This is a genomic window from Sphingobium sp. 22B (assembly GCF_001580035.1).
In the GTDB taxonomy this organism is placed as follows: domain Bacteria; phylum Pseudomonadota; class Alphaproteobacteria; order Sphingomonadales; family Sphingomonadaceae; genus Sphingobium; species Sphingobium fuliginis.
Window position 1 is genome coordinate 49,023 of the sequence record NZ_LTAB01000022.1, and the last position, 26,674, is coordinate 75,696.

24 protein-coding genes, 1 tRNA gene and 1 other RNA gene are annotated in these 26,674 nt (G+C 64.3%); 4 read left to right on the plus strand and 22 right to left on the minus strand.

Translation table 11 applies throughout. The features are described from left to right. Positions 1–186: 186 nt before the first annotated feature. From A0J57_RS18225 to A0J57_RS26090, 3 genes are read right to left on the minus strand one after another with little or no spacing between them, the layout of a single operon-like run. A complete protein-coding gene (locus A0J57_RS18225; protein WP_153017900.1) occupies positions 187–762 on the minus strand; it encodes a hypothetical protein in 576 nt (191 codons plus the stop codon). Continuing rightward, on the minus strand, positions 762–1,091 hold the full coding sequence (locus A0J57_RS18230) for a hypothetical protein (RefSeq protein WP_061940889.1): 330 nt from the start codon (positions 1,089–1,091) through the stop codon (positions 762–764). The genes A0J57_RS18225 and A0J57_RS18230 overlap by 1 nt, the downstream gene beginning before the upstream one ends. Beyond that, the gene (locus A0J57_RS26090) at positions 1,078–2,370 is read right to left on the minus strand and encodes a hypothetical protein (RefSeq protein ID WP_153017899.1); all 1,293 of its coding nucleotides are present in this window, start codon (positions 2,368–2,370) and stop codon (positions 1,078–1,080) included. Before A0J57_RS26090 ends, A0J57_RS18230 begins: the two co-directional genes overlap by 14 nt. Positions 2,371–2,851: 481 nt before the next feature. Between A0J57_RS26090 and A0J57_RS18240 the strand changes: the two genes are divergently transcribed. Further along, positions 2,852–4,084 carry a hypothetical protein gene (locus tag A0J57_RS18240; protein WP_235600900.1) on the plus strand — a complete coding sequence of 411 codons (1,233 nt, stop codon included), beginning with the start codon at positions 2,852–2,854 and terminating at the stop codon, positions 4,082–4,084. 247 nt (positions 4,085–4,331) lie between these two features. Here the strand turns inward: A0J57_RS18240 and A0J57_RS18245 are convergent. The 14 genes from A0J57_RS18245 to A0J57_RS18310 all read right to left on the minus strand — a co-directional run bounded on the left by A0J57_RS18245 (position 4,332) and on the right by A0J57_RS18310 (position 16,786). Beyond that, a tRNA-Met gene (locus A0J57_RS18245) sits at positions 4,332–4,408 on the minus strand. A 107-nt stretch (positions 4,409–4,515) separates the two neighbouring features. Further along, the gene (locus A0J57_RS18250) at positions 4,516–5,277 is read right to left on the minus strand and encodes an A24 family peptidase (protein ID WP_062017318.1); all 762 of its coding nucleotides are present in this window, start codon (positions 5,275–5,277) and stop codon (positions 4,516–4,518) included. Then, positions 5,274–5,996 carry a type II secretion system protein N gene (gspN, locus tag A0J57_RS18255; protein WP_061940352.1) on the minus strand — a complete coding sequence of 241 codons (723 nt, stop codon included), beginning with the start codon at positions 5,994–5,996 and terminating at the stop codon, positions 5,274–5,276. The genes A0J57_RS18250 and gspN overlap by 4 nt, the downstream gene beginning before the upstream one ends. After that, the gene (gene gspM / locus A0J57_RS18260) at positions 5,993–6,478 is read right to left on the minus strand and encodes a type II secretion system protein GspM (protein ID WP_048575376.1); all 486 of its coding nucleotides are present in this window, start codon (positions 6,476–6,478) and stop codon (positions 5,993–5,995) included. The genes gspN and gspM overlap by 4 nt, the downstream gene beginning before the upstream one ends. Continuing rightward, on the minus strand, positions 6,475–7,587 hold the full coding sequence (gene gspL / locus A0J57_RS18265; RefSeq protein ID WP_061940373.1) for a type II secretion system protein GspL: 1,113 nt from the start codon (positions 7,585–7,587) through the stop codon (positions 6,475–6,477). Before gspL ends, gspM begins: the two co-directional genes overlap by 4 nt. After that, on the minus strand, positions 7,584–8,573 hold the full coding sequence (gspK, locus tag A0J57_RS18270) for a type II secretion system minor pseudopilin GspK (protein WP_061940354.1): 990 nt from the start codon (positions 8,571–8,573) through the stop codon (positions 7,584–7,586). Before gspK ends, gspL begins: the two co-directional genes overlap by 4 nt. Next, positions 8,566–9,264: a type II secretion system minor pseudopilin GspJ gene (gspJ, locus tag A0J57_RS18275; protein WP_061940375.1), complete on the minus strand. Its 699-nt coding sequence runs from the start codon at positions 9,262–9,264 to the stop codon at positions 8,566–8,568. Before gspJ ends, gspK begins: the two co-directional genes overlap by 8 nt. A 35-nt stretch (positions 9,265–9,299) precedes the next feature. After that, positions 9,300–9,683, minus strand: coding sequence for a type II secretion system minor pseudopilin GspI (gene gspI, locus A0J57_RS18280; protein ID WP_076605788.1), 384 nt, complete (start codon positions 9,681–9,683; stop codon positions 9,300–9,302). 10 nt (positions 9,684–9,693) lie between these two features. After that, positions 9,694–10,263 (minus strand): GspH/FimT family pseudopilin, encoded by a 570-nt coding sequence (locus A0J57_RS18285; RefSeq protein WP_076605787.1) that lies wholly within the window; start codon positions 10,261–10,263, stop codon positions 9,694–9,696. Then, the gene (gspG, locus tag A0J57_RS18290) at positions 10,235–10,696 is read right to left on the minus strand and encodes a type II secretion system major pseudopilin GspG (protein ID WP_061940356.1); all 462 of its coding nucleotides are present in this window, start codon (positions 10,694–10,696) and stop codon (positions 10,235–10,237) included. The genes A0J57_RS18285 and gspG overlap by 29 nt, the downstream gene beginning before the upstream one ends. 210 nt (positions 10,697–10,906) lie before the next feature. After that, positions 10,907–12,124 carry a type II secretion system inner membrane protein GspF gene (gene gspF / locus A0J57_RS18295; protein WP_061940357.1) on the minus strand — a complete coding sequence of 406 codons (1,218 nt, stop codon included), beginning with the start codon at positions 12,122–12,124 and terminating at the stop codon, positions 10,907–10,909. Then, positions 12,117–13,661 (minus strand): type II secretion system ATPase GspE, encoded by a 1,545-nt coding sequence (gene gspE / locus A0J57_RS18300; protein WP_328587043.1) that lies wholly within the window; start codon positions 13,659–13,661, stop codon positions 12,117–12,119. The genes gspF and gspE overlap by 8 nt, the downstream gene beginning before the upstream one ends. Positions 13,662–13,772: 111 nt before the next feature. Then, complete coding sequence (gspD, locus tag A0J57_RS18305) at positions 13,773–15,959, minus strand: type II secretion system secretin GspD (RefSeq protein ID WP_061940359.1); 2,187 nt, start codon at positions 15,957–15,959, stop codon at positions 13,773–13,775. Then, a complete protein-coding gene (locus A0J57_RS18310) occupies positions 15,956–16,786 on the minus strand; it encodes a type II secretion system protein N (protein ID WP_061940361.1) in 831 nt (276 codons plus the stop codon). Before A0J57_RS18310 ends, gspD begins: the two co-directional genes overlap by 4 nt. 165 nt (positions 16,787–16,951) lie before the next feature. Here A0J57_RS18310 and A0J57_RS18315 point away from each other — a divergent pair, with 165 nt between their 5' ends. Beyond that, positions 16,952–17,605 carry a 2OG-Fe(II) oxygenase gene (locus A0J57_RS18315; RefSeq protein ID WP_061940379.1) on the plus strand — a complete coding sequence of 218 codons (654 nt, stop codon included), beginning with the start codon at positions 16,952–16,954 and terminating at the stop codon, positions 17,603–17,605. A 106-nt stretch (positions 17,606–17,711) separates the two neighbouring features. Here the strand turns inward: A0J57_RS18315 and A0J57_RS18320 are convergent, their stop codons facing one another. From A0J57_RS18320 to ssrA, 5 genes are all read right to left on the minus strand, one after another. Then, positions 17,712–19,160 carry a CYTH and CHAD domain-containing protein gene (locus A0J57_RS18320; protein WP_061940363.1) on the minus strand — a complete coding sequence of 483 codons (1,449 nt, stop codon included), beginning with the start codon at positions 19,158–19,160 and terminating at the stop codon, positions 17,712–17,714. A gap of 161 nt (positions 19,161–19,321) precedes the next feature. Further along, a complete protein-coding gene (locus A0J57_RS18325; protein WP_061940365.1) occupies positions 19,322–22,009 on the minus strand; it encodes a TonB-dependent receptor in 2,688 nt (895 codons plus the stop codon). A gap of 91 nt (positions 22,010–22,100) precedes the next feature. Next, entirely contained in the window at positions 22,101–23,696 is a 1,596-nt protein-coding gene (locus A0J57_RS18330; protein ID WP_061940367.1) for a hypothetical protein, read from the minus strand. A 273-nt stretch (positions 23,697–23,969) separates the two neighbouring features. Next, positions 23,970–24,353 carry a hypothetical protein gene (locus A0J57_RS18335; protein WP_061940369.1) on the minus strand — a complete coding sequence of 128 codons (384 nt, stop codon included), beginning with the start codon at positions 24,351–24,353 and terminating at the stop codon, positions 23,970–23,972. Positions 24,354–24,646: 293 nt separating this feature from the next. Beyond that, positions 24,647–24,991: a transfer-messenger RNA gene (ssrA, locus tag A0J57_RS18340) on the minus strand. A 24-nt stretch (positions 24,992–25,015) separates the two neighbouring features. Here ssrA and A0J57_RS18345 point away from each other — a divergent pair. Both A0J57_RS18345 and A0J57_RS18350 read left to right on the plus strand, forming a co-directional pair. Then, positions 25,016–25,768 carry an NRDE family protein gene (locus A0J57_RS18345; protein WP_061940371.1) on the plus strand — a complete coding sequence of 251 codons (753 nt, stop codon included), beginning with the start codon at positions 25,016–25,018 and terminating at the stop codon, positions 25,766–25,768. Positions 25,769–25,929: 161 nt separating this feature from the next. Then, entirely contained in the window at positions 25,930–26,520 is a 591-nt protein-coding gene (locus A0J57_RS18350) for an aminodeoxychorismate/anthranilate synthase component II (protein ID WP_025551081.1), read from the plus strand. The last annotated feature ends 154 nt before the right edge of the window (positions 26,521–26,674 follow it).

Genomic DNA, 26,674 nt, shown 5'->3' on the forward strand with positions numbered 1-26,674 from the left:
ACGCAATTCCTGATTGCGTAAGGTTCCGATAGAGCTGAAACCCTTGGTTTCCGGGCCTTTCGATGAGGGGTGACGAAAACGGTTACGCAAAAATTACGGCAGCCGTTGCTTTCCAAATTGCGATGTTTCGGCTGGGACACCGACTATTCGCCTTGTAACGCATCAGCGGAGCCTGTCGGTGGATCATCAAATTTTGTTGGGGTCGTGCGCCGCATTTTCGATAGCGATCTGATCACTTATCCCCTTGCCAATGCTACGGATAAGGGGATGGATGCCCTTCAGCATCGCTCGGCATTCCTCCGCCGTGGGTTTTGTCACAGCGTCCGTAATAATGGTAATAATTCGATCCCAATCGGTCTCGGTGCCAATTAACAGACCGTTCGCCAACGGAAGCCAGCTATCCTGAGGTACTTCTGTGGAGCGCAGGCGATTGAGGTCTTCTTCCAAAGCCAGATGGGCCGTGGTCAGGGCATATCCGATGTTGTGGATTTTGCCTGTGAGTCCGGGGAGATCGTCTGTCCCAACCGTGAGAGCCTGTAGTTCATGGCCTTTAGCCGCGAATTCGCGCAATCTGGCGAGAACCGGATCACGCAAATCCTTCCACGCTGCATAAGCGAAAGTGGCGGTTCGCACTTCTTCCGCTTTCCGATTGGTATAACGACGATTGTGAACGTTCCAAACGACCGTAACGCCAAGGGCCAAAATGGAAAGGCCCCAGCTACCATACTCCTTCAGTCCGATTGCCGCACTAGGATCAGCCACTACAGCAACCGCAGATCTCGCTGCGTGGTAATAGCGGCCAAACCACGCTCGAGTTGCTGCATCACGATGCTAGGCGCCTTGAAGCGAAAATGCGATTTGAAGCGCTCTGTATCATAACCGAAAGCTTTTACACTGGCACCGAAGAAGCCCTGAACGAATGAGGGTGTCAGCGAATAAACATAGTCCGGAACAAGCACGTCTACCGGCTGCGCGTCTGCATCCAGCTGATCAAGTTTGAACAGCTCACGAGCAGCGAGGCCACGCTCACGACCGCTCAGGTTATGCACCTTCCCTGCGCCAGTGAGTTCCTCCAGATCAATCGCTGTCATTCTCGGCCTCCGATTCGTCCGCGAAGTAAACTGGATCGAGGGTGAATGCTACACTAACAAGCGTCCCGGCAAAATGCTCCTCCAGATCGAACACCACGCCATCGTCTGGCGGATATTCAGGAGAATTCTCAGCATTGCACCAGAGCACGCGTGGTGCCGTCGGCCCTTCTCTCCTGTCCCCTGTTATATAGGGCGCCCTCAGCTTAATACACGAGTTCCCTGAAACAATTGTGACCCTCGCCTCTTTTCCTGGCTCTTCGGTAGGCCCTAACAAGCTCACAAGATCCAAAACATCCATCAGACCTGTCCCTCCCGATCCCATAGAGCGTGCCTTTGGATCTCTGGTCACAGTATCCTGAAGTGCCACCAACGTGGCCAAGGTTGCGGGAGATTGACGGCTTCGCCAATGCCCAGCAATGTAATTATCGACGAAGGTTCGAACGTCCGGCGCTGCGTCGGATAGCCCCTCTGCAAATGAGCGACCTACGCTAAGAAAAGCCATGTAGCAGCGGAAAACATCTGTCCCATTTTCGCTACGCTTAACCATAAACGCGGTGACGGACCAATCTCCATCTACACTCCCTGCTTGGCTATGCCGCTCCGCATTACAAAGGAGCTCACCAATTATACCGGCTATCCAGCCCTTTCCTTCCTGCGTAAGTTCACGTTCAATTTCAGGAATTCCCAACCAGTCATTGACCGTTTCGCAGAACCGATCTGTTGCCCGCTCCCGGGTCTGCGGTTCAATATGAACTCCAGAAGACGTAGACGTGCCAGCCGGCCTACGACGTTGCAAGGGAAACGCCCAAACATCCGTGTGCTTCCCATTCATCAGGAACTCTGGATCCTCAGCTACCGCCGGCAACGTCATTTTGTTGTGGCGGCCAACGCCAATCGCGCTGAGAACCTTCTGAACTGGCCTGGTCATCCGACCGCCGGAGAAAATTCTGGCCATTTGGGGCCATATCTCTGCCAACACAAGGTAAGCCCCCGCATCAAGGCAGAAATCATCATCAAAATGGAGGGCAGCTTCAGTAGCTTCACCTTCGAGTTGACCAACTTTGCGTAAGCTGGCCAGCGCGCCCGCCGGGTCGTCCAAGAAAGAAAAATTCTTCAATGTCACCGAAGGCATATTTTTCAAACGCCTCCGCTTCAAAATCGGCAACCAGTGCTTTTCGCGCTCAGGCAGGAGCCGATCCAACACAGGGGACTTCCGAAACTTAGCCGCCATCAGGTTCTTCGACATAACTGGACGGTCAAGCTGGCGGATGGCTTTCATCACCTTCCGCGAATGTGCCCTCGCAAATCGATCTCTTACGCGCTGCTGGTACGACAGCTTCGGGAAATCTTTTGGAACTCCCCTGAGGCGCTCCCGCATTCGCGACATCTCTGCCCGCAAAATGCGTTCAGCAATACCGTGCTGAATTGGCCCGGATAGCCCACCGCCCCCTCGACCAAATAATTTAGCGAGCAGCGAGAGCTGCCTCGGCAACTTACCCCTACCCAATCAAGCCCCCAGCTCACACGGCTCCATACATCTGCCCCGTTTCAGTCGCTTACAGATGTTTTTGGTCGAGTCGAGTGATTTCAAGGATGCCAGATGGGCGTAGCCTGGTGGCTGTCGCGGTCATTCCGCCATCCATGTGCCCCGTGGCCGCCGGAGAGCCGCGCCTTCGGATGTAGGCCACAGCCCAAGCTAAGCGATTCTGCAACTGGGATAGAGTAAAAAGGGCCAGCTACCGAGTCGCCGCGGAGAGATCATGGCGCGCACCTTCACCCGCGAAGAATTCTACGATCTGGTCTGGTCGAAGCCGTTGACGCAGCTCGCCAAGGAATTGGCGCTGTCGGAAGCAGCAATCTTGAAGATCTGCAAGAAACACGATGTTCCCAGTCCGCCTGTGGATTGGTGGGCACAAAATTCAACAGGGATACCGGTTGAGCGAATTCACCTGCCGCCGCTAAGCGACACGCCGCTTTGCCAGATTACGATCGCCGGCGGCGAGCTGCGGGCTGAATCTGATCTTATCATGGCCGTGCGCGAGAGCGCCCGTGTTGCTGTGTCGACAATCGCAGCGGGAGATGAGCCGCTGCCCCATAATCAGATTGTTGAGCGCACAATTGCGCAGCTGCGTAGAGCGAAGCCATCTGAAAAAGGCGTGGTTTCGATCCACCAACCTGGACTGATAAAGGTCGAGGTCTCGCCAGCGTCCGCTGACCGATTGAGTGTCGCGCTTAACCGTATCGCAGCGGCGGTCGAGCCAATGGGAATCACTATCGCGCGGACTGACAAGTCGGCCGGCTTCCAATGCGATGGTGCGATCATCGGGTTTTCCATCACTGAAAACGTGAAGACGATGAAGCACGTCCTCACCGAGGCGGAGCAAGTGCAGCAAACCGCTTGGCAAAAAGAGAGGGACAGATTGTTCAAGCTGGACAGTAGGCGCGCGCTCGACTTCCTGTTCACCCGACCCGATTTTCCCCAAGTGGATTATCATCCCACTGGCCAGCTCTCATTCGAATTGGAGCATTTCTATGTGTCGGGCGGGACACCGCGGCGATTGTTCCGTGACGGCAAAGTCCAAAGACTCGAAAACATAGCTGCCGATATAGCCGTCGGAATATCGGTGCTGGCGGCGGCGGTTAAGGAAGAGCGCATACGCTGTGAGGCACAGATGCGGCGCGAAGAGGAGGAGCGAAGCCGTCGCGAACGGGCATGGCGCGCCAAACACATTGAGGAACGTCGCGGCGCTGAGCTCGACAAATTACTGGAGGAGGTGGGCTCGCTCGATCGGCTGCGGCGGCTGGTGGAGGCTTTGCGCGCTAGGCATGGGACAGTAGCGACTGGGCGCGTCGGAGCGTTCGTCGCTTTTGCCGACGCTCAACTTACTGCACGGGAGGAGGCGCTAACCGCAGACGCCCTTGAACAGCGACTGGCTCATTCTAAGCTTTTTGGTGAAGATGACGATTTCAATTTCGATCCACCGCGCCGTTAGCTAGCTGCGCCTGAGATGACGGCACGGTCATGCGTGTAGACGAATCGGCAGGAAAATCGCTCCTTCCGACGTCAAACCGATGCTCCAACGCAACGCCCGCCATGTTGCATCCATGTTGCGCGGGGCCGCCGAAGGCCAAAGAAATGCACGTGATTCCGCGAATTTATCGAACTGAGAGCAACAGCCAAAAGCGTCCCATTTGAGAGGCCATTGCCATCAAAAAGCTAGTATTTCGGGGGCTTTTGTATGGTAGCGGAGGAGGGACTTGAACCCCCGACACGCGGATTATGATTCCGCTGCTCTAACCAGCTGAGCTACTCCGCCCCATGGGCCGTCCGCCGGGCCATGCCCTGCGGTGAGGCGGCGCTATAAGCAGAGCGGGCTTATGGGTCAACGGGGTTTCACGGCATCGTGAAATTTCTCTGGCCGGGTCATCCGCCTGCACTGGCAAGGACGGTTGCAAGCCACCATCCCGGCACCGCGGCCAGGGCGAGGAAAGTCCCCAGCGGCACGCGCGTCGTGCCGTCCACCCTCCCGCCTGTCGCCATGACCGCGAGGACCGCCAGCAGTCCCACGCTCGCCGCCAGCAGCAGGATGAAGGGCAAGGCCTGCCAGCCGAACCAGGCGCCGAGCGCACCCAGCAGCTTGGCATCGCCCAGACCCAGCCCGTCGCGCCTCCGGAAGCGCCGATAGCCGAGCGCGACCAGCAGCAGCGTCAGATAGCCAGTCAGCGCGCCGATCGCCCGATCCCCCATGGTCGCGTCGGTCGTCCAGGGACCAAGGGTGAAGCCCAGGAACGCCAATGGCAGGGTCAGCGCGTCGGGCAGCCAGAAATGCCGCCGGTCGAGCACCGCCAGCGTCAGGAGCAGCCAGCCCAGCAGAGCCCATCCCGCCCCGCCCGGATCGGGCGAAAAGCCCAGGGCGAGCGCGCCGATGATCGCGCATCCCGCCTCCACCCGTCCATGCAGCGGATCGATGGGCGCGCCGCAGGTCCGGCACCGCCCTCGCTGCGCCAGCGCGCTTGCCATCGGCACGAGATCGAAGACGCTGAGAATCCGCCCGCAGCCGTCACAGGCCGACCGGCCGCGCAGCACGCTGCGCCCCCGCGGCCAACGCAGGACGATCGTGGCGAGGAAACTCCCGGCTATGGCTCCGGCTGTTGCGCCCAGCAGGGCGGGGAAGACCTCAATCACAGCGTCCCTTCGATCTTCAGCACCCGCGCGCCCCCGGCATCGGCAAAGCCCGCCCTGGCCAACGCCTCACCCAGCGTCGCGTCGGCGGTTTCCACCCGCATTTCCGCCTGATAGCGGCCCGATCGCCAGATGCGCAGATTGACCTTTTCCAGCCCCGACTGGCTGACCAGCGGCAACAGCAGCGCTTCGCCGTCGCAACTGGCCACGCCCGAAAGGCCCTGCGACAGGTTCAGTCCCGGAAACTGGCCCGCCATCTGCGCACGGACCCGTCCCTCGGCATGGCCGCAGCGGTCGCCGGAGAACCAGGCCGACACATCGTCCATGACGAAGCTGCCTACCGGCAGCGGCGCGAAGGTCCGGCCCAGCGGCACCGCGCCCGTCACATCGTCGATCCCCATGCGCCCGAAGCCGACCGTCAGCGCGCCGCTCAGATCGTCCGCTGCGCCATTGCGGCGCCAGACGTCGAACCGCGCCCGTCCGACCAGCAGCGACACGGGCGACAGGCCCGCGTGGACCGATCCCAGCGACACCGTGCCCAGCATCAGCCGGTCGATCCCGCCGCTCCACACCGTGCCGCGCACCTCCCGCGCCGCCACGCCCAGCCGCTCCAGACCCGCCATGCCGAGCGCGACGCGCATCGGCAGGAAGATGAGGAATCCCGATGCGAACACAGCGATGAGCGCGATGCGCACCCGCCGCGAAAGGCTGAGCCCCATCATTGCCCGCCCCGCACCAGCACCGCCTGCACCGCGACGCTGCCCGCCGTCGCCGCCGGCCGCGCGCTCATCGTTTCGATCCGGATGCCCTCTGCCTCCAGGACGGAGAGCCATGACAACAGCGCGACCGGCCGCACCGAGGCAATGGCCATGTCGACCCGGTCGGCGCCCTGCGCCTGCGCGCGTTCCAGCGTCAGCCCCGCCTCGCCGGCGCTCTGGCCGATGAACTGGTCCAACGGCACGCCCGCGTCGACTGTCGCCGCCGTGCGCGGCAGCGACTTCAGCAGCTTCACCTTGGCGCGAATGGCGGCATTGCGATCGGTCGCCTCCCGCAGCCCGTCCCGGGCCGAACGCTGTGCAGCGTCGAGCGGCCGCACCACGCCCAGCCACAGGATCACCACCGCCAGCAGCGCGAACATCACGCCCAGCATCCACTGCTCGCGGGGACTCCGTTCGCCCCATAATGCCTGCAACCGTTCCATCATGACCGCACCGTTATATCCGCGAGCATCCGCCCGCCGGGGTCCTGCGAAGGCGTCGCCGTGATGGCGAAGCCCGCCGCCTGCAAGGCCAGCAGCACGCTGTTGATGTCATCCCCCTTCGCCGCCGCCAGCGTGGCGCGGATCATCCCGTCCGGATCGCGCGACAAAGCCGTCAGCGACACGCCGGGCACATCCTGCATCGCGCTCAACAGGCCCGAAACCGGCGCGGTGAAGGCATAGCCGCCCGCCCCGCGCGCAGCGAGTTGACGGTCCATTTCCGCCTCGGCCTGGAGGACGTCGTTCGCCCCCGGCACCACCTGCCGCGCCAGGGCTCGGCTTTCCGCATCCAGCGCGCTCGCCGCGAAATGCTGCTTGGCAAGGCCGACCAGCGCGATGGACAGGCTGACCAGCAGGATCAGCCCGCTCCAGACCGCGATGCGCGCCATCGTCCGTTTATCGAAGGACCGCCGCACCCGCTTGGCGAAGTCGCCCTGCCGCAAGTCGAGCGGCGGCCGGTCCAGCGCGGCAATCGCCCGCGCTTCGATCTGGTCCGCGGGAACGTCGCGCACGGCGGCATCGCCGATCAGTTCCGGCAGGGCCAGATCGCCCGCCAGCGCCAGGTCGCTCCCGCGCAGCACCGCTTCGCCGCCGACCAGAGCACGCTCGAACCCCTCCTGCGGTTCGGGCAGCAGCAGCGGGGCAGGCACGATGATGTCCGGATCAAGCCCATGATGCTGCGCCCAGAGCAGCCAGTGCTGCATGTCGGCCCTCGCAGCCACGGCGACGCAATGCGGCCGCGCCGGATCGTCATTGTCGTCGGCTGCGGCGAAAAGCTGGTCCGCGGGCACGATCCCGCCCGCCATGGCCGCCAGCCGCGCCGCCGCCCTCCCCTGCCGGGCAGGCAGATCGGGATAGGCGCCCCGATGCAGCGTCACCAGCGCCGCCGGCGGCACCAGCATCACCGTCATATCCCCGGGCAGCGCCGTGAGGCCGCAAGCCGCGAGCCAGTTCGTCCCCGCCCCTTTCTGCACCACGGCGCCGTTCGCCACCCGCATCCACAGCGGCTCCGCGCCCGGCCGTTCCGGCAGGGCGACGATCAATCCCTCGCTCACGCGCCGGTCCCCCAATTGCGGCGTATCAGCTTGGCCGGACTTTGCCGCGCATCGATCAGCGCCCGTTCGACCACCTGCGTTCCCCCGACATCCACCGACACTTCCACTCCGAAAAATCCCGTCGTCAACCTGACCTGCTGTGCCGCCTCTTCCAGCGGGCTGAGCCCCGCCAGCGACGGGGCGCGCCAGAATTCCACCGTGCTGCCGTAGCCATCCACCGGCCGCTGCGCCAGCAATTGCCGCGCCTGCGCGACGCTCAGCTGCCCCTGCATCAGCATGGCGAAAAGCGGCGCCTGATCGGGCAGCAGCGTATTGATGTTGATGGGCGACAGATCGGCGGTCGGCAGGGCGCAGACCCATGGCCGCGCCAGCCCGTAAATGGCCGGCGTCACCCCGTTGACCGCCCGCAATTCGCTGGGATCGACCATGAAACGGTTGGCCGTGCGATAGGGCCGCGGCGCCCGCGCATAGGTCTCGTCCTCCGCGCCGCCGGGCTGCGGCACGCCGTCCGTGTCGATCCAGTCCGCCAGCGACGCCGCCGCCACCTGCGCCTGCCGCGCGTCGACGCCCAGCGCCTGCAACAGCGCCTGGAACTGCGATACGCCCACCGGGCGCACCTTCAGATCAGCCTCGGTCTCGCCCGCGACCACGCTGTTGAGGTTGAAGCAATTGCCCCCGTCCGTCACCCGCGCCGTGGCGACCCCGCCCGGCACGGATATGGCCTGCGGCGTTCCCATCCAGTTGCCGGCCAGCGTCGTCTTGCCCGGATTGGCCGCAACCAGATCGCCTATGCGCATCCGGGCGATCTCCGTGCCGGCATCGGCAAAGGCGCGCGCCTGATCGACCGCGCCGCCATTGCCGGTCATCCGCGTGGCCAGCGCCAGCCGCTCCAGCGCGGTGGAAGCGACCACCGCCATCACCGCCACCAGCAGCAGCACGGTCAACAGCGCCGCGCCGCGCTCTCCCGGCTTGCGGGGGTCAACCATTGGCTGGCACCCCTTCCTGCTTTTCCGCCGGACCCGGCCCCACCAGGAAACGCAGCGTCACCGGCGGCTCGCCGGTTCGCGTCACCGTCATCTCCACGGCACGGGGCATCAGGTCGGGCTGGGTCGGCACCCATTCGTCGCGCCAGTCGCCGCTGGAGTCGCGGAAGCGCAACGCGACGTTGCCGACCCCGGTGAGCAACGCGGCCGGCTCGTCGCCCGCCGCGCCATCGACCTGCGCATAGATACGCCGTTCCAGCCGCCCCTGCCGCACCCAATATTCGACCTTCTGGAGCGAAGGCCGCGGCAGATCGCCCAGATTGTCCCAGCCGCCGCGCACGAACTGGAGGATGGGCTGGCTCTCCCCCTCGCGATGCGACCAGAAGGCGGGCGCCAGCGTGCCTGCCTCCGTGCGGCTGATGCGCGGCACCGCCTGCCCCAGATCGGCCGCCAGCGCCCCACTCGCCCGCTGCACCGCCGCCATGTCGTCCAGCCGCAGCTTGATCTGAGCCTCTGCCGATACGCTATTGCCCAGCAGCAGCACCCCCGCCGCCGCCAGCATGGCGAAGATCATCAGGGCGACGAGCAGTTCGATCAGCGTGAAGCCGTGTTCGGCGGAACGTCTCGGAGACTCGAAGCCGTGTTCGGCGGAACGTCTAAAAGACCCGAAGCCGTGTTCGGCGGAACGTCTCAGAGACCCGAAGCCGTGTCCGGCGGAACCTGCCTGCCTCATTGCACCACCCGCACGAAGCTCAGCACCACGGGGGAGGAGCCCGCCTGGCCGTCGACGGCAAGATCGACTTGCAGCAGGCGCTTGTCATCGGTCGCCTTGACCTGCCGTGTCCAGTGCCAGCGCCGCCCGCCATTGTCGACATCGCCTTCTTCACTGCCGAGCGAAGGCGGCGCGGGATCGGTCTGCACCTCCACCATCAGGTTGCGCGCGACGATCTGACCCATCGCCTTGCTGTCGAGGTCTGCGGCGGTGTGCAGAGTCACCCCTTGCAGGCGGACGAGCGCCAGGGCGGCCAGGCTGAAGACCGCGAGCGCGACGAGCATTTCGAGCAGGGTGAAGCCTTGCTCCTCCCCACGCGCCTTGCGGCAGCATGACCGCATGAAGCGCATCCTACCCACCGACAACGACCTTTCCGGCCATATCGACCGAAATCGAGACCCGCTCTCCCTCGCGGGCAAGGATCACCGTCATGGGATCGGTCGGAAGCCCCGTGCCGTCGAAGCCGATCTGCTGCCGTCCGTCCTTCCCGACCAGCGCCCGCGTCCCGGCCTTCCAGTTGGCGGTGGCGAAGGGCTTGTCCTCCAGCCCCACCCATTGCCCGCCATCGCGGCGTTGAAAGCCATAGCCCGAGGCCGATACCCATACCCCCATGGGCCGCGCGGTAACGACCGCTTCGTCGCGCGCCGCGGCAAGGCGAGCGGCGAAGCGGTCGGCATCCTCGATCACCCGGCCGCGAGGGTCGGGGATCGCCAACACCACTGCGGCCGAAATGAAGCCGATGATCGTCAGCACGACCATCAGCTCGATCAACGTGAAGCCGTGTTCGGCGGAACGTCTAAAAGACCTGAAGCCGTGTTCGGCGGAACGCCTCAAAGACTCGAAGCCGTGTTCGGCGGAACGCCTTAAAGATCCGGAGCCGTGCCCCCGGCGATCAAAGCTCGCTGGAATAGATGTCGGCATTTTCATTGTCGCCACCCGGCTGCCCGTCCGCTCCCAGCGAACTGATGTCGAACGCGCCCTTCCGCCCCGGCGCCGCATAGTGGTACGGCCGGCCCCAGGGATCGTTCGGCAGCTTCTTGATATATCCCCCGCGCCGGTAACGCTGCGGCTGGGCGAGCGCGGCCGGCGGGTTGATCAGCGCCTGCAATCCATCGGTCGCGGACGGATAGGCCAGATTGTCGAGCCGATATTGTTCCAGCGCCTGTTCGATGGTGGCGATGTCGGCCTTCGCCTTCTCCACCCGCGCGGTATCCGTCGCCGGGATGACGTTGATCGCCACGATGGTGGCAAGCAGGCCGATGATGACGATCACGACCATCAGTTCGACCAGCGTGAAGCCGTGTTCGGCGGAACGCCTCACGGGCGTGAAGCCGTGTTCGGCGGAACGCCCCAAAGACTCGAAGCCGTGTTCGGCGGAGCGCCTGAGAGACCCGAAGCCGTTCTCTCCTTCCCCTCTCCTGACGTCATTCCCGCAAAGGCGGGAAACGCCAGTTCGGCGCAGCCAATCCATCTCCCACAACAAACGCCAGGGGGAACGTTCAGGCGATGGATTCCCGCCTTCGCGGGAATGACGGAGAGAAAGGATCTTGCGCATAAACACTCCTCAGGCCCCGGTAAGGCTCTGCAATTGCAGGATGGGCAGCAGGATGGACAGGATGATGACGGCGACGATGCCGCCCATGGCGATGATGATGACCGGCTCCAGCATGGCGAGCGCGGCAGAGGTGAAGCTGTCGAATTCCCGCTCCAGATAGTCCGCCGCCCTCTCCAGCATGGTGTCCAGCCGCCCCGCGCTCTCCCCGCTCGCCGCCAGATAGACGAGCAAAGGCGGAAACACGCCCGCCCGCCGCAGCGCCGCCGACAGGCTGCCGCCGCCGCGAATGGCCTCCACGATCTCCTCCGAAGCCTGCCGCAGCACCCGGTTGTGCACCGTCTGGGCGGTAAGCGACAAGCCCTCCATCAGCGGCAGGCGGCTCGCCACCATGGTCGACAGGGTGCGCGCCATCCGCGCCGCATGCAGGTCGCGGATCAGCCGCCCCAGCAATGGCAGGCGCAGCAGCATCGCATCGAAGCGATAGCGGAAGCTTTCGACCTTCAGCGCCCGCCAGAAGCCGAAGCCAGCCACCCCCAGCAGGATCGCCAGCAGCCACCAATAGCCCGCCAGAAAGGCGGAAATCCCCATCACCATGCGGGTGAGCAGCGGCAGTTGCTGGCCCACCGTATCGAACTGCTCCACCACCTTGGGCACGACGAAGATCATCAGCGCCGCGACCACGCACACCGCAAAGGCGGCAAGCACGGAAGGATAGGCTATGGCGGTCAGCACCTTCGACCGGATCACCGCCTGCCGCTCCATGAGGTCGGACAGGCGCTCCATGATCGTGGGCAGGCTGCCGGAACTCTCGCCCGCTGAAATCATCGCGCGGTAGAGCGGCGGAAAGCTCCTCGGCTCGGCGCCCAGGGCGTCGGCCAACCGCCGCCCCTCCAGCACGCCCGAATGCACCTTGCCGACAATCGCCTGCACATGCGCCTGCTCGCTCTGCCGCCCGATGGTGCGGAGCGATTCCTCCAGCGGACTGACCTGGATCAGCGTCGACAACTGCCGGGTGAACAGCGTCAGTTCCTTGGCCGAAAGGCGCGGCGCGCCGAACGACAGCCCTGCCCGCCTGCGCGCCTTTTCCGCCGCGCCCGGCTCGATCCGCACGATGAAAAGCTTGCGCGAGTCCAGCTTCGCCCGCGCATCCTCGACCGTTTCAGCCTTGATCGCGCCCTTGCGCTCACGCCCGGCGGGGTCGATGGCGATATAGTCGAACTCAGCCATCGGTGATGGTTTCCACCTCGCCCGCGTCGCGCCGCGACACGCGGATCGCTTCTTCCGCCGTCGTCTGGCCGTCGCGCACCAGCGCACGCGCCGCCGAACCCAGATTGGGCGCGTTCAGGAAAGCATGGCGCGCGATCAGCGATTCATCGCCGCCGTCATTGATCAGGCGCCGGATCGTATCGTCCACCCGGATCGCCTCGAACACGCCGATGCGGCCCTTGTAGCCGGTGCCGTTGCATGACTCGCATCCCCGCGCCCGATAGATGATCGTGCCCGGATCGAAGCCCAGCAGGGCGCTGGCAGACTTGTCCGCCTGCACCGGCTCCCGGCAATGCTGGCAGAGCCGCCGCACCAGCCGCTGCGCGATCACGGCGCGCAGGGTGGAGGCGAGCAGGAACGGTTCCACCCGCATGTCGCGCATCCGCGTGATCGCACCCACCGCGTCATTGGTGTGGACGGTGGACAGCACCAGATGCCCCGTCAGGGACGCCTGCACGGCGATTTCGGCAGTCTCCCGGTCACGGACTTCGCCCACCATCACCACATCGGGGTCCTGACGCAGGATGGCGCGCAGGCCGGCCGCGAAGGTCAGGCCCACCTTCGCATTCACCTGCGTCTGGCCGACGCCCTCGATCGCATATTCGACAGGGTCCTCGACCGTCAGGATGTTGCGCGTGCCGTCGTTGAGCTGCCTGAGGCCCGCATAGAGCGTCGTCGTCTTGCCCGACCCTGTCGGCCCGGTGACGAGGATGATGCCATTGGGTTCCTGCAACCCCTCCCGGAAAATCCGGTCCGCCGCCCCGGCCATGCCCAGCAGGTCGAGGTTCATGCCCGCATTCTCCTTGTCGAGAATACGCAGCACCACCCGCTCTCCCGCCCGGCTCGGCAGGGTGGAAACGCGCACGTCGAGCAGTTTCCCGCCCAGCGTCAGCCCGATCCGCCCGTCCTGCGGCACGCGCCGCTCGGCTATGTCGAGGCGGGCCATCACCTTGATGCGGCTGACGACGACCGGCGCGACATGGGGCGGCATGCGCAGCGTCTCCCGCAGCACGCCGTCGACGCGCATCCGCACGATCAGCCCGGTCTCATAGGGTTCGATATGGATGTCCGACACGCCCTGCCGCGCCGCTTCGGCAATGATGCCGTTGATGAGGCGGATGGCGGGCGCATCGTCGGCGCTGTCGAGCAGGTCGTCGGCGGTCGGAATGTCGGCGGCGAGGATGTCCAGCTCGTCCGCCCCGACATCGAGCGATCCCGCCATGGCGGCGGCGCTGCCCTCCATCGCATAATGGTCCGACAGATGCCGGTCGAACTGCGCGGCATCGACGAAACGCACGTCGAAGCTGCGCGCCAGATGCCGCCGCACCTCCAGCAGGACGCGCGGATCGCTGCCTTCGCGCACGGCGATGGTCAGCCGCTCTCCATCCGGCGGCAGCATGACCACGCCGTGCTTTCGCGCGAAGACATAGGGTATGTCGACGGCGCGCGGCGCGATATGCGGGGGGATATCGCCAGAAGCAGAAGCGGCTTCCTGCACCCTAACCTCCGTTCGGGCTGAGCTTGTCGAAGCCCAGTCCTTTCCTGAAAGGAAGAAAAGCGAAGGGCTTCGACAAGCTCAGCCCGAATGGAGAGAAAGCCCGCTTCCCGATCATTTCGATTGCTCGCTTTCCGGGATGTCCACAGGCCGCACCACGCCGCTCGACTGGCGGGCGGTCGGTTCGATGATCTCGGCGGGCGGCTGCACCACGGCGTCGCCCGGCTGCGGCGCGGCGGAGGGAGGCGTTGCGCCCATATAGTCGCGCACCAGCTCGTCAATGCCCGGTTCCTGTTCCGGGTTGCGCTGCAACTGCATGCCGCGGATATAGCCGTAGCGCTGCTGCGTCAGCTTCTGCGCATCTTCCTTCGACCGCAATATGGTGGGGCGGATGAAGACCATGAGGTTGGTCTTGGTCCGGCTCTTGCTGCGCGACTTGAACAGTTCGCCGATGCCGGGAATGTCGGACAGCAGCGGAATGCGCTCTATCGTCTTGCGCTCATTGTCGTCCAGCAGGCCGCCCAGCGCCAATATCTCGCCATCGTCGACCGTCACGGTCGTCTCGATCTCACGCTTGTTGATGATGAGGTCGCTGTTGTTGTTCGACACCGGCCCGGCGACGCTGGACACTTCCTGCTTCAGGAACAGCTTGATCGCGCCGCCAGTGTTGATCTGGGGCTTCACCTCCAGCTTGATGCCGACATCCTGCCGCTGGACGGTGCGGAACTGGTTGTCGAAATTCTGGCTCAGCGCCTCGCCCGTGGTCACCGGCACCTGCTGGCCGACCAGTATCGACGCCTTCTGATTGTCCAGCGTCATCACCGAGGGCGTGGACAGGATGTTGCTGTCGGTATCGGATTTGACGGCATTGATGATCGCGCCGAAAATCCCGTTCCGCCCCAGCGACGTCGCCACCCCGCCGAAGCCGCCGGTCGCGTTCATCAGGCTGTCGACCGCCGCCTGTTGCAGCGTCGTTTCCAGATCGCTGCTGTTATGCGAAGTGGTAGTGGTGACGGTTCCATTGGCCGAAGTTTCGACCGTGGTGTCGTTGCCCAGCTCGCGCGCGCCGATAGCCCCGGCCAAAGTCAAGATATTTGGTGAAGCATTGGAATAATTGGTCGCGGCAAAACCCGTCTTGGTGCTGCCGATCAGGAATTGCACGCCCAGCTTCTTGGCGGCGGCGTCGCTGATCTCGACGATGATCGCCTCCACCAGCACCTGTTCGCGCCGCGTGTCGATCTGGCGGATCGTCTCGCCCAGCATCCGCTGCACGTCGCTGTTGGCCGCGACGATGATCGCATTGGCGCCCTCATAGCGGGTGACGATCGCGGGCCCGCGCGATGAAATCCCGCTGCCGCCCGAACCGCCCGGCCCCGCCACCACGGTTGAAGCGGCGGCTGGCACGGCGGAGGGCGCGGTTCCCGCCGCGGGGGTGGAGGCGGTCACGGGCGAAGCGGTCGCCTGCCCCACCAGTTGCTGCAACACCGGCAGCAGCTTTTCGGCATCGGCATGTTCCAGCCAGTAGACGCGGATCTCGGTCCCGCTCGCGGCCTGCCGGTCGAGGTCGCGCGCCATCTGCGCCAGCCGCGCCACCGTCCCGGCATCGCCCCGGATCGCGACGGCATTGCTGCTGTCGATGGGCACGATGGTTGCGGGCTTCGCCGCCCCTTCCCCGCCCGTCGTCACCAGCGCCTGCAGGGACGTCGCGATCTCCCGCGCCCCGGCATTTTTCAGCACGACCGTGGTGGTCGAGGCCGTATCCCGGTCGATCCGCGCGATCACCTGCCGGATGCGCCCGATATTGTCGGCATAGTCCGCCACGACCACGCTGTTCCCGGCCCGGTTCGCCGTCACGGAGCCATCCTTGCTGACCAGCGGCCGCAGCGTTTCCAGCGCGCTCGCCGCGTCGATGGAACGCAGGCGGAAAACCTCCGTCACGAACTGGTTGCGATTGGCCACGCGGCCCACGGCGCTGGGCTGCCCCGCCGCGCCGTCCGCCGGCTGGATGCGATAGGCGCCGCCCGGCGCCGGCACCGCCACCAGCCCGTTCGCCCGCAGCGTCGACAGGAAAATCTCGAAATATTCGGATCGCGACAGCGGCCGGTCGGTCACCACGGACACCTTTCCGGCCACGCGATTGTCGATGATGAAGGTCCGCCCGGTCACCCGCGCCGCATCCTGGATGAAGGCGCGGATGTCGGCGTCGCGCACGTTCAGCGTCTGCTGCGCCATGACCGGCGATGCGATGGGAGCCGCCAGCGCGAGGGCCATGGCGGCGGAAAGAAGCAGTTTTCTGGTCATTGGCCTTGCAGTGTCAGGTTGACGGAGGACATGGCCGCGCCGCGCTCCACCGTCAGGGAAATGCGCGCGCCGGGCATGATCCTGCCCTGCAGCGCCTGAAGATCGCTCACCGATCCGATGGGCTGGCCGTCGACCTGGGTGACGATGTCGCCGGGCTGGAAGCCGGCCTGTTGGAAGCCGGGGCCCTTGGCCGTCAGGATGAGGCCGGTCACGCGCCCATTCTGCATCCGGGGGGTGTAGCCGACGTCGCGTTTCAGCATGTCGGCGGTCGGATTGTCCGTTCCCGCCACCGGCGAAGGCGGCGAACCGGCGGGCGCTCCGCCGTCCGGCATGGCCGTCGGCGCGGGCTGCGACTGGTCGAGAAACACCTGCTCCTCCGCCCCGCCGCGGTCGATGGTGATATGGTCGAAGGCGACCGCCTTCAACACCACGCCGGGCATGATCTCCTCACCCACGGCAAAGCTGTTCTGCACCCCATCCGGCCCCGCCACGATCGCGGAGCCCAGTCCGGACCCTTCGTTCAGGCGGATGCCGTAAACGGTCAGAGCCAGGGAGGTCACGACGCCGCCGCCCGCCTGTTGCGGACCGCCGCGATAAAAGGGATCGAAGCTGGAAAACAGCGCCTGCCGTTCCGCGACGGAAAGGAAGCGGGCCTGCCTCCCTTCCCAGGGGCCGAAACTGCCGACGGGCGTCAGCACCGTCCAGACGAGCGCCGCGCATTGCAGCGCCAGCAGGCCCAGCAACAGCTTCTCGACCGCCGACAACCAGTCGATCGGCCGCAACCGTCCGCCCATGTTCCGGATATTCTCGCTGAAAGCCACACGCATGCGCGTCGTTCATCCCCCTTGATATCGGCGCCTGCTAGAAAATTGGTTTTACTACCGGATGACACTATTGTGACGCTTTGATGACAATCGCAACGGCCGAAGCGACGGCGCTTGCATTTCGCGCGGCCAGCGATAGCAAAAGGCCGGATTTCCGCTTCCTGGACCCTGCCGATGGCCGATAGCCTCCCTCCCGCCGCGCCCGATGCCGATCCTGCCTGGATCGCATCCCACCCCCGCATCCAGCGCGTGCCCAGCCGCGACCTGGTCCTGTTCATCCAGCGCCATTTCCTGTCGGCGGAGGAATGTGCCGGCCTGATAGAACGGATCGACGCCCACCGCCGCCCCTCCACCATCGCGGACGCGAATGGCGACGGATATTTCCGCACCAGCGAGACATGCGACCTGGACGCTTCCGACCCGCTTGTGGCGAGGATCGACGCGAAGCTTGCCGCCTTCGCCGGCATCGATCCCGCCCATGGCGAACCCATTCAGGGACAGCGCTATTCCGTCGGTCAGGAATTCAAGGCGCATACCGACTATTTCGAACCCAAGGGCCCCGATTTCGAACGCTTCTGCGCGGTTTCCGGGAACCGCACATGGACGCTGATGGTCTATCTGAACGAACCGGCGGCGGGCGGCGCGACCCGCTTCGTCAAGATCGGCAAGACGGTACAGCCCGAAACCGGCAAGCTGCTGGCGTGGAACAACCGGCTGGGTCCGGGGGCCTATAATCCCGCCAGCATCCACCACGGCATGAAAGTACGCAGCGGCGTCAAGCATGTGATCACAAAATGGTATCGCGAACGGCCCTGGGAGTGATCGGGGGTGGGTCGCGAATGACCATTGGCAGCCCATCAAACGCGACATGCTTCATGGAGGGTGGGCGCTCAGACCATCCGCTCTCCATCCCTCGCCGCAAATACCCTCACCGCCAGAAGCGAGGGGCCTCCAGCAAATCCTCATGGGCGCGGGCCGCGGCGCCCAATAATTTCCGTTTCCGCTTCGGACGCAGCCTGGCTTCCTCTCCCCCCAGCCCATAATGCGCCAGCAACCCCGGCGCGGCGACCAGATCATTCAATGCGCCCAGTTCCGACTGCACCTGTTCCAGCGCGGCGATGAATTTGCCCCGCCGCCGCCGCGCCTTCCTGCCCTCGAACAGCCCGGCGAAGAATTCGGAGGCGTAGCGCAGTTTCTTGGCATCCTTGCGCACCTGATGGCGCGCTTCGTCGCTCAATCCGGCAAGCCCCCTGCCCTCCTTCGCGATCCGCCTGCGCAGCCGCCGCAAGCGCTGCGCGGCAAAGTCCGCCGCCGGCTCGTCCCGCATCGCCAGCGCCTTCCCCCCGCCATGCCCCGCGCCCAGGGTCAGCCATTCGACAAGATCGATCAGCAGCATGCGAACCCGGGCCGAGCGCAGCCATTCCTGCACGCGGCCATGCACCTCGCCCCGAACCGCATCCCATCGCTCGCGCAGTTCCTCCGTCTCGACCCGTTCGGCCAGCACATCCAGATTGCGCGCCTCGCCCAGCATAGCCGCCAGCCATTTGAGCTCGCCCTGGAAGCGCTCCACATCCGCAGGAGCCAGCATGGGCCTGAACAGCGAAAGGGCTGTGCGTAACCGGCGGATCGCCACCCGTGCCTGGTGCAGCGCCCCTGGATCATAATGATCCAGCAGCAGCGCCTCGTTCAGCCGATAGTGCCGCAGGCAGCTTCCCGCGATCCGCGACAATGCCTCCTCCGCCCGCATCGACGGGTCGAGCGCCACCGGTTCCGCCTTGACGAAGGCGGCGGCCCGCTCGCGCAGCCGGTATCCTCGCTCCGCCTTCGTCAGCACGCCGGGACGGACCGGCATTTCGGCGTCGATCCGCCGCGCGAGGAGGAACAGGGCGCCCGCTGAGCCGGATTTCAGTTCCAGTTCGACTTCGCAGATCGCGGCCTGCCGGTCCCCGGCGCTCACCTGCCCCCGGTCCAGCACCAGTTCGATCAGGGCATCATCCTGCCGCACGATCCATCTGCGCCGCTCGACTTCGGCATGGAAGACAGGCTGGATGCCATGCACCCCCTGCCCCAGCAGCTCGGCTATCGGCGTCCGGGCGTCCAGCACTGGCGCATCGTCCGCAACCGGCATTTCCCATTCCGCCCGCGCGAACAGGCCCGCGCCGCCCTCTCCATCGGCCTTGACCGTCTGCACCCGCTGGCCGTTCGACCGGCGAATACGCAGGCTGATCCCCCGGCCCGCCAGATCCCGCTGCGCCGTGTCGAAATAGATGGACCGCAATGTCGCCACGTCGCTGTCCGCCGGGAGCCAGTCCAGTCGCCCGAAAGCATCCGCCGCATCGGGCGCCAGTTCCAGCTTCAGTTCGACTTCCCGATTCATGCGCCGCCTCCGCGCACTTGTTTGGCCATGGCAAGGCTGATGGAGCGCAGCCTTTATCATGAACCCGCCATCCGGGCCAATCCTGCCACAGGCATGACGGCCGATCCATTGGATGCGGATCGGCCGTTCCTTTCCTCCAGCAGGGTCCGGAGGAAGGCCCTTCAGAAGGCGACGGTCAGCGATGCGGCTATGGTCGTGCCGATCTTGTACCGGTTGTAGAATATCTTGGTGCCGTCCAGTTCCTGAAACTCCTGGAATTTCCGGCCGGTAAGGTTACGCGCCTCGAATTTGAACTCGCTGTTGATCCCACCCGGCAGCTTCACCGCCTGGCGTGCCACGAAGTCGAGAGTCAGGCCCGGCTTTTCCTTGATGTCCGGCTGAAGGTTCGGACCGCGGCTGGTCACGCGCGGGCTGGCATAGGTGAGGAGCAGGGTCTGCTGCGACAGCCTGTCGGTATCCTCCAATCCCATCTGGAAGTTCACCAGATGGTCCGACTGGCCGGTCAGCGGCACGCCGTTTTGAAAATAGTCCGAAGCCAGCGGCAGCGGCCCCGTCGTATAGCTGTAGGGGATGGTGGTATCGTCCGCCCCCACCTTCAGTTCCGACTGGGTATAGGTGTAGTTGCCGATCAGCACCACGCGCCTGCTCTGAAAGAAGGGCGAATTGGAGAGGCCCTCGAGCGGAAGATATTTCTGCGCCTCGACCTCGAAACCATAGAGCTTGGCTTCCGGCGCATTGGCGAAGCTGGTCGTCACCGAATAGGTATCGGTGATGGTGGTGAAGGTCTCGATCGGATTCTCGATCTTCTTGTAGAAGGCCGCTGCCGTCAGCCGCTCGTCTCGACCCATATACCATTCGGCGCGAAGGTCGGCATTCCACAGTTCGCTGTCCTGAAGGAAAGGGTTGCCGCGATAGAAGCGATTGGATTCCGGGTCGAGGAAGGGCTGCGCGATCAACTCGCGGAATTGCGGGCGCGCCACCGTCTTCGATCCGCTCAGGCGGAACTGCAGGCCCTTGGCCGCTTCCAGGGTGATGGTGGCGGCGGGCAGCCAATATTCCTTGCGGATCTGGTTGAACGGCGTGATGCCGGTCGAATAGACGTCGACGCCTGTCACCGACTGCCGCCCCTTTTCGAAGCGGAGGCCCGCGTCGAACGAAAGGCCGGGGAACAGTTCCGCCTTTACCTGCGCATAGCCGGCATGGGTTCTGAGCGCGGCCTCATAGACCGGGTAATTGCCGGAGAATTCGAGCAGGCTGATGTCGTAAAGCTGGATCGCCGCATCCGACAGCAGATAGTCGGGCCGCATCTGCTGCGCACCCAGCAGCAGGTTGGTCGCATCGAAATGCAGTTCATAGCGGGAGGAGCTGCGCTTCGTATCGGTGAAGGCATAGCCGATGGTTGTCGTCAGGGCCGGCGAGAATTTATAGCTCAGGTCCCAGCCCGCCGACCACAGATCCTCGTTGAGGTCGCTGAAGGTGATGGAGGCGTCGCCGCGCTGGCGGTTCAGCGCGTTGATGAAGCGGTCGCCCACCGGATCGGTTCCCAGGTCGCGATTGGTGCGGACATAGACGAACTCACGCTCATAGGGCGCTTCACGCTGTGAATTGGCATAGCCGCCGCGGATGTCCAGGCTCAATGCATCGCTGAACTTGAACTCGCCCACCAATTGGGTGTCGATCAACTGGCGCTCATACCAACCGGTCTGCTGTGTCATATAGTCTGCGCCCTGAATCAGCCCGTCATTCTGACCGATCGCCAGCGCGCTGCGCTTCAGCGTGTCACGGATGTAGAGATTGGTCCAGCGCAGCTTCTGATCGCCCAGTTCCAGACCGAAGCCCAGCAGGCCGTTGACCGTCACCTCATTTTCGGTGCTGACCTGCCGGTTGTTGCGCCCAGCGCCGCGCGCCACGTCCAGAGCCGCCTGCTGCAACGTGTCGCGGGTGCGCCATTTATTGCTGTAGGACGCCGTGGCGATGATGCCCAGGCGACCGTCACCGCCGACATCCAAGGAGGTGCCGCCATTCAGCGAGGCGGAAAAGTTGAACGGCAGGCTGTTCGTCCGCTGAAGGAGCGAGGTGTCGGCATTCTGGAACTGCATGGCGATGGCGCGCAAGTCGGCGCGGGGAATGTTGGAGAAGGCCGTGCCGCCGCCGATTGCCTGCTTCAGCGCCGGGGGAACATCGCGCGTGCCGTCGTCGAAACCGGTCCAGTCGGACTTGCTGCCATAATGAGTGTAGCCCAACTGGCCCGAAGTCTCGGTATTGGCGGAGCTGCCGAGAGTGAGTTCCAGATAGCTTTCTACCGGAATCGCCTTGGTGGTGAGGTTGATCACACCGCCGCCGAACTCCCCGGGAAAATTGGCCGAATAGCTTTTTTGAACCAAGGTCGATGCGATCACGCTGGTGGGGAAGATGTCGAGCGGGACGACGCGCTTCAGCGGCTCGGGGCTGGGCAGCGGCGAACCGTTGAGCAGCGCCAGCGAATAGCGGTCGCCAAGGCCGCGCACATAGACATAGCCGCCGGACACGACCGACAGGCCCGTCACGCGCTGCAACGATCCCGCGATGTCGCCCTCACCCGTGCGCTTGATGTCGGCGGCGGACAGCACATTCACCACCTGCGGCGCGGCCTGCGAGACGTTGCTGGTCCTGCGGCCGGTGACGATGATGTCGGAACCGGGAATGGAAACGTCGACGTTGCCCGACTGGGCGTCCGCCTCTTCCGATGCGGTCGGCGTGCCGGAAGTCGCTGGCCGGCTGGCTTGCGGAGCATTTTGCGCCATCGCCGCCGGAGCGGACAGAGCGGTTGAAATCAGAAGCAGGCGCGCCAGGCTGAGCGGCTTCGACATGGCTTATGTCCCCCTTGGGAAAAGTCTTTGCAAAGAAGGCGGGGAAGCGCCTGATGCCGCTCCCCCGCCCCTGTTGAGGTCAGGTCACCGATCAGGTCGTTGGGATCGCGGTGCAGTTCTTGGAGCTGCTGCCGAAGTTCGCTGTCACCGAGTTGCAGGTCCAGCCGGCATACCAGCTATCGTTGCTGTCCTTGACCGCGCCGACATAGTTGGTGGTAGTGAAGGCGCTGTCGATGGTCTTGGGGTCCGTCGCGGTCAGCGCCGTTTCGGTCGCGCCATTGATGAACAGGCTGCTCAGCGAGGGAGTATAGGTGATGCTGCTGCTCGGGCCCGCCTCGAAGATCGACTGTACGACCGCGGCGGTCACGCCGTTATTGCCCTTGTAGGGGGTGGCGGGCAGGCACTGCATCGCGACGGAGATGTAACGCGGCTTGCCGGCGTCCTGAAGGGCGGTATCGGCGTCACGCACCGTCGACGCACCGTCGATGCGGAGGCAGGTCTGGGTCGGGCTGACGACCAGGCCGTTCACCAGCGTCAGGTCGGCGCCGCCGCGTAGCAGCATGGCCGAACCGTTGCTGCCTGTGGTCGAGCGGTTGATCGCGGTGAAGTTGGCCACCTTCAGATACTGGCGGGGCAGCGCATCCTCGGAGAAGCTGGTGCCCGTCGTCGAACCGTTGGAGTCGGTTTCGAGGAAGCTGTCACCGATATTATTGCCTTCGCGCTGGATGCTCAGCAGAAACTGCACCGTGCCGCGATAGCCGACGTCGGTGTCCAGATTGTCGTCCTCGTTCCCGGTCAGAACCAGGTAGCGTGGGTGGACGCTGCCGCCGAATATCTCGATGCCGTCGTCGGAGCTGTTGTGGACTTGGATATGGTCAAGCTGCGTGCCGGTGCCGACGCCGGAGGGGGTCAAGCCCTGAAGCTCGCTGGAACCCGACAGGACGAAGCCCGAATAGCGGATCTGGACATAGCTCATCCGGCCCGAATTGTCGGCGTCGTTGGCGCCGCCATAAAGCGCGCCGCTCGCACCCTCGGTGTCGCGTTCGCAGGCCGTCGTGCCGGGCGCGGCATTCGGCGCCACCGAGCAATCCGTGATCTTCGCACGACCGAGCAGCACGACGCCGCCCCACTGGCCGGATGACTGGTCGTTTGCCGTGCCCAGCACATTTTCACGGCTGGTGAACACGATCGGCTGCGCCGCCGTGCCCACGGCGTTGATCTTGTTGCCGCGGTTGACCGCCAGGAAGGTGTTACCCGTTCCGGCAAAGATTACCACGCCCGGATCGATCGTCAGCGTCACCACGGTGTTCGTGCTCGCGGCGCCCTGGTCGGTACCGACATCGACGCGGCCGGGCATGGAGTAAATCACCCCCGCCACCTTCGTAATGGCTGTCGAGCTGTTGAAGCGCGCCGGGAAAGCGCAGTTCCGCCATGTGTTGCTGCCGTCGGTGATCGTACCGAGGTCGGTCAACTGATCGGAACCCGAAATGGCCGGGCAGCTCGAAGCCGGCGTCACGGCCGTGGGCGTGGGGGTCGGAGTCGGCGTAGGCGTCGGGCTGGGCGTCGGGGTCGGCAGCACGATGGTGCCTTCGCCGGGCGAAGCGACATCATCGGCGCCGCACGCGCTGAGCGCCGCGCAGGCGCAGCCTGCCATCAGGATGGTTTGAAGTCGATTGAACTTGGCCATGTCGTCTCCGCTTCCGGCTTTGCCGGCATGTGATGGAATGCGGAGCGTCAAGGGGAACTCGAATCGGACAACGCCCCCTGTCGCCCTCCGGGGCGGCAGCTAGGCGCGTCAGATGACAGGCTCATTTTGATTCTGTGACGAAATGGCGTCAACTAAATGACAGTTTGAAGAAAATTCTTTCATTCCGATGACAGCAGACGCAGCAGGGGCGCCGTCCGGTAACGAACGACGCCCCCTCTCCCTGCACCCAGGGCTTACGCCAGACGCCTAGTTTCAGCGCATGGCATATTGCGCGTTCAGCCGGCCGAGCGCACGGCGCGCGATCTCTCGCGAGGATGCCTCATTGCCGTCTGCCGTAACCAACGGAGTGTCCGGGGCGAAACGGGCTGCCTCGTAAGCCTCATGAGCCGCCTCCATTCGGCCCATTCCGGCATAGGCATTGCCCAAATTGATGAGACGGGCCGGATCATTCGCCGCATCGGGACGGACAACGTTCAACCGACGGGCTGCCCGGCCATAATCCCCCGCGACCAGCGCACCGGCGGCGAGACGACCGTCAGGCACGCCAACGACGACGACCTCCTCTGGAGCTGCGAAGGCCGTGGCGGGCGCCATCGCCGCCAGCCCAAAAGCCAGTATCGCAGGCACCTTCTTCATCCCATTTCTCCTGAAAAAACCTTTTATAATAGCTGTAAGTATTTCACTTTGATGACATGGGAGCAAGGGCTGGAGCATCCACAAAAAAGGATTTTTATTACCCTATATTCAACATCTTATATCTTTTTCTTTTAACTGTCATAAAAGTGTAATCGAATGAAGTCGTTCCGGACTTCACCGATTCGCGAGCAGCCGCGCAGGGGGCCAGCGATCCCGCGACCAGCCGACTGGAAAAAGTGGAATTGTGAGGGAAGGTCCGGAGGGTTCTGTTGCCCGGCCCCTCCGGCGGCCGCTGAATTCCCTTCTGTTGCCCGGTGGGTTCAACCGCGTTCTTTTTGAGTAATGTCCGGCCGTGAGGCCATCAATTACGCAGCAAGAGCAAGAGCCTCGTTATCGTTGGCACTTGTGAGTTTTGAACCTTTTTACGGCATACTCAGGCCGGGTGAAGGCATCGCTTTTCAACACACGTCGATCCTAGTTCGGCCCCGTCACGCGCCCCGGAACGACGGGGAATGTGGTGGAGCCGCCGGGTACCGCCCCCGGGTCCGCTGCGCCTATTGCACGATACGATTTATCACCATAGCCGGGCGAACCCGGCACCGGCCTATATGGAGAGGCGCGGACCGTTTATCAAGCCGCTCCCGATCCGGAGGAAAACACGCATGTGCATCATGGCAATGGCTTGGGACGCGCACCCCCGCTGGCGGCTGATCCTCATCGGCAATCGCGACGAACTGCACGCGCGCCCCGCAGCGCCGCTCGCCCGCTGGGAACAGCCGGACCATCTGATCGCAGGCCGGGACCTGCTTTCCGGCGGAACCTGGCTAGGCGTTTCCGAACAGGGGCGCGCCGCGATCGTCACCAACCTGCGCGGCTATGGCGGGCCCGATCTCGATCGCGCGTCCCGCGGCGCGTTGGTGACGGACCTTCTGAGCGGCGACGAGACGGCTCCGCTGGGGGATTTCAATCCGTTCAATCTCATCCTGATCGACCGGGACCGAGCGCTGTTCCTGACCAACCGCCCTCACCTCCTGCGCACGGAACTCACGCCTGGCCTCTATGGCCTTTCCAACGGCACGCTCGATGCGCCTTGGCCGAAGACGCTCGCCCTCAAATCCGCCTTGCTCGACTGGCTGGTCGCCGGAGCCGACGATCCTCTGACGCTGTTCGGCGCCCTCCGCGCGGAAAGCCTGCCCCACGCCGGCATTGCCCCCGATGCGCCCTCCGACATTCCGGCGGAGGCGATGATCTCGCCCATCTTCATCCGCAATCCCGTCTATGGCACGCGATGCAGCACGATCGTCGCAGTCGACGCGCGGGGACAAGGCGTCATTTCAGAGCGCCGCTTCGACCCGGACGGCGTGCAGACCGGTGAAACCCGCTTGGCTTTCAAATGGGACGAGATGGGCGAATGAAGGGAAATCCATTCGCTGCCGCCAGTCGATGCTTGCCCCCTGCCTTCGCGGAAGCACATGCGCTTGGGGTCAACACTCCCTGTCCGGCTTCCCGCCCAAATCGCCGCCGCTGCGGAAATGCGGCCCTTCCCCAAGCTTCGATCCCGCGCTAAAGCCGCTGCATGATCCTCGTCATCGACAATTATGACAGCTTCACCTGGAACCTCGTCCATTATCTCATGGAATTGGGAGCGCAGGTGGAGGTTGTCCGCAACGACGCCATTTCCGCCGGCCAGGCCCTTTCCACCGGCGCGCAGGCATTTCTGCTGTCGCCCGGTCCGTGCACGCCCAATGAAGCGGGCGTCAGCCTCGATCTCGTGGCCGCCTGCGCCGATGCGGGTGCGCCGCTGCTGGGCGTGTGCCTGGGCCATCAGTCGATCGGCCAGCATTTCGGCGGCAAGGTGGTGCGCGGCGGCCTGATGCACGGCAAGACCTCTCCCGTCACCCATGACGGCACGGGTCTGTTTCAGGGGCTGCCTTCGCCCTTCACGGCCACCCGCTACCATTCGCTGATCGTCGAGGAGATTCCCGAAACGCTGATCGTCAACGCCACCAGCGAGGACGGCTCGGTCATGGGTTTCCGGCATCGCGACCTGCCGATCCATTCGGTCCAGTTCCACCCGGAAAGCATCGCCACCGAACATGGTCATGACATGCTGGCGAACTTCATGCGGATCGCCGGCATTCCGGTTCGCGAACGCGCGGCGGCCTGAAGCAGCCTCACCTTAGACCAAGTTCGGAATTTGGGGGGAATGGCCAATTCAGGACCTTCCCCTCCCGTAAACGGGAGGGGTTAGGGGTGGGCGCGAGCGTAGCGAGCTTCTGACTTAGCCGTTGCAAAACAGCGCAGATGCCGCGCCAGCCCAC

What these genes read in the sequence shown, in the direction of transcription:
- gspN (WP_061940352.1), bottom strand. Translation starts at nt 5,996, where the DNA reads ATGATGGGGCTCAGCCTTTCGCGGCGGGTGCGCATCGCGCTCATCGCT.
- A0J57_RS18330 (WP_061940367.1), bottom strand. Translation starts at nt 23,696, where the DNA reads ATGGCCAAGTTCAATCGACTTCAAACCATCCTGATGGCAGGCTGCGCC.
- A0J57_RS18335 (WP_061940369.1), bottom strand. Translation starts at nt 24,353, where the DNA reads ATGAAGAAGGTGCCTGCGATACTGGCTTTTGGGCTGGCGGCGATGGCG.
- A0J57_RS18230 (WP_061940889.1), bottom strand. Translation starts at nt 1,091, where the DNA reads ATGACAGCGATTGATCTGGAGGAACTCACTGGCGCAGGGAAGGTGCAT.
- gspI (WP_076605788.1), bottom strand. Translation starts at nt 9,683, where the DNA reads ATGCGGTCATGCTGCCGCAAGGCGCGTGGGGAGGAGCAAGGCTTCACC.
- gspF (WP_061940357.1), bottom strand. Translation starts at nt 12,124, where the DNA reads ATGGCTGAGTTCGACTATATCGCCATCGACCCCGCCGGGCGTGAGCGC.
- A0J57_RS18345 (WP_061940371.1), top strand. Translation starts at nt 25,016, where the DNA reads ATGTGCATCATGGCAATGGCTTGGGACGCGCACCCCCGCTGGCGGCTG.
- gspM (WP_048575376.1), bottom strand. Translation starts at nt 6,478, where the DNA reads ATGATGGAACGGTTGCAGGCATTATGGGGCGAACGGAGTCCCCGCGAG.
- A0J57_RS18350 (WP_025551081.1), top strand. Translation starts at nt 25,930, where the DNA reads ATGATCCTCGTCATCGACAATTATGACAGCTTCACCTGGAACCTCGTC.
- A0J57_RS18310 (WP_061940361.1), bottom strand. Translation starts at nt 16,786, where the DNA reads ATGCGTGTGGCTTTCAGCGAGAATATCCGGAACATGGGCGGACGGTTG.
- A0J57_RS18320 (WP_061940363.1), bottom strand. Translation starts at nt 19,160, where the DNA reads ATGAATCGGGAAGTCGAACTGAAGCTGGAACTGGCGCCCGATGCGGCG.
- A0J57_RS26090 (WP_153017899.1), bottom strand. Translation starts at nt 2,370, where the DNA reads ATGAAAGCCATCCGCCAGCTTGACCGTCCAGTTATGTCGAAGAACCTG.
- A0J57_RS18325 (WP_061940365.1), bottom strand. Translation starts at nt 22,009, where the DNA reads ATGTCGAAGCCGCTCAGCCTGGCGCGCCTGCTTCTGATTTCAACCGCT.
- gspD (WP_061940359.1), bottom strand. Translation starts at nt 15,959, where the DNA reads ATGACCAGAAAACTGCTTCTTTCCGCCGCCATGGCCCTCGCGCTGGCG.
- A0J57_RS18285 (WP_076605787.1), bottom strand. Translation starts at nt 10,263, where the DNA reads ATGCCGACATCTATTCCAGCGAGCTTTGATCGCCGGGGGCACGGCTCC.
- gspK (WP_061940354.1), bottom strand. Translation starts at nt 8,573, where the DNA reads ATGGTTGACCCCCGCAAGCCGGGAGAGCGCGGCGCGGCGCTGTTGACC.
- A0J57_RS18240 (WP_235600900.1), top strand. Translation starts at nt 2,852, where the DNA reads ATGGCGCGCACCTTCACCCGCGAAGAATTCTACGATCTGGTCTGGTCG.